Here is a 1,640-nt window from a genome sequence, read left to right as displayed (position 1 = left end):
TGTTAGGGCAAGATACAGATGCATCGGTCTGGGCAATTTAGAAATGCGACACAGGACAGGTTGACGTCTGTTCCATCACATTAGCTACGAGTTCCATTCGATGCAAGCGTAGGCGGTCAAGGCCATTGGCTGACCGTCTAGAGTCAGAGCCAATGGACCCGCCGAAGCGGACTAAAGTGCACCACTTCGGCTTTAGCCTCCTCATCAAAATGCTTTGTGCGCGAGTGTTAAATTGTGGCTAGAACCGTCATTGGGCATCAAATATATGACCCTTTTGCCCGGTTCTCCTCGGTGCTTTCTGTGAGCGTGTGAGAGTGCGACCTGCTTGCATTTGTTCAACAATCGCTAGCATTTCGTCTAATCGTTTATTCTCGACAACAGGCGCACGGTTCACAGATCGCAGCGTATCAAAAGTGCGATAAGGCATGGAAACGCCGTTGTGCTGGATCTCCAGTCGGCCATCTGGAAAATCACAAACTGTCACGCGCTTTCTGGCAAGGCTGATTGCTAGATCGGTTTTGTCGAGAATGAACAGCACCTTGTCATAGCGCAGGGTGAGAGTGTTCGACAGCGTGCGCTCTTCCTTGTGACACAACGAACTATCGAGGCTGTCCAACTCGGTTAGTGGCCGGTGCATATCCTTATCATTGCGAGGCTCTTTACCGAACTTGGCATTAAACGCTGCCATAAACTCCGGCATATAGGCGTTTGCAACTTCAATGGTGCTGATGTTGCGAAGCCGCAATTCCTTCACCAATCTATCTTGAAGCGTCTTGTTGGCGCGTTCAACACGGCCCTTGGCCTGTGGGGAATTGGCGCAAATTATATCGATGTTCAACTCGTGTAGCGCCCGACCAAATTGTGTCATACCGGTCACAACATCCTTATTCTTGGCCGCATGGGTGGTGCGGAATACGCCGTGCTTGTCGGTATAAAATGCCAATGGCTTGCCGTACTGTGCCAGATACGCCTTGGTTCCTTCAAAATAGTCAAATGCGTTCTCTGACTGCGCAAAGCGTAAATGAACCAGTTTGCTGGTTGCATCATCGATATAAACGAGCAGGGCGCTCTTTGGCCCTCTTTCCTCAAACCACCAATGATGTGAACCGTCGAGCTGTATCAACTCGCCAAAGCAATCACGGCGGTTCCGCGGTTGATGCATCCGTTTTTTGCGTTCGATGCGACTTTGCCAAATACCAGCCTCAATCATCCATTTACGCAATGTCTCTTTGGAAATCGACAACTCATGGACTTCTTCCAACTTCTCAGCCGCCAGCGTCGGTCCAAAATCGTGATACTTCGATTGAATGATGTGCAGCGCATAATCTCGCAACGTATCGGGATATTTACGGTTGCTCGGCTTGCCACGCTTCCTCGACGCAAGGCCCGCTGCACCGTGCAAACGGTATCGCTGCAATAACCTATGGACCTGGCTGCGCGATAATCTCAAATGTTCGCCAGCATCAACGACGCTTAGTCGCTTATCAAGAATGGATTGGATAATCTCAAGGTGTTGAAGTTCTAGTTTGCTCAAGGTCGTTAGTTCCATGCGTTGGTCCTGCAAAACTTCTCAAAAGGGAAGCCTTGGAGTGTCGCATGTCTACCTTGCTGAACTGTCGCATCTGTAAGTTGCCACTACA

1 protein-coding gene is annotated in these 1,640 nt (G+C 49.8%); it reads right to left on the bottom strand.

Features of this window, described 5'->3' with window-relative positions; genetic code table 11:
* Positions 1-247: 247 nt before the first annotated feature.
* A complete protein-coding gene (locus N530_RS17140; RefSeq protein WP_051540671.1) occupies positions 248-1,549 on the bottom strand; it encodes an ISNCY family transposase in 1,302 nt (433 codons plus the stop codon).
* Between the last annotated feature and the right edge of the window lie 91 nt (positions 1,550-1,640).

It is taken from the genome of Ahrensia sp. 13_GOM-1096m (assembly GCF_000620605.1).
In the GTDB taxonomy this organism is placed as follows: domain Bacteria; phylum Pseudomonadota; class Alphaproteobacteria; order Rhizobiales; family Rhizobiaceae; genus Ahrensia; species Ahrensia kielensis.
The sequence above is the reverse complement of the archived record's forward strand: the minus strand, read 5'-3'. Positions and strand labels throughout refer to the sequence as shown.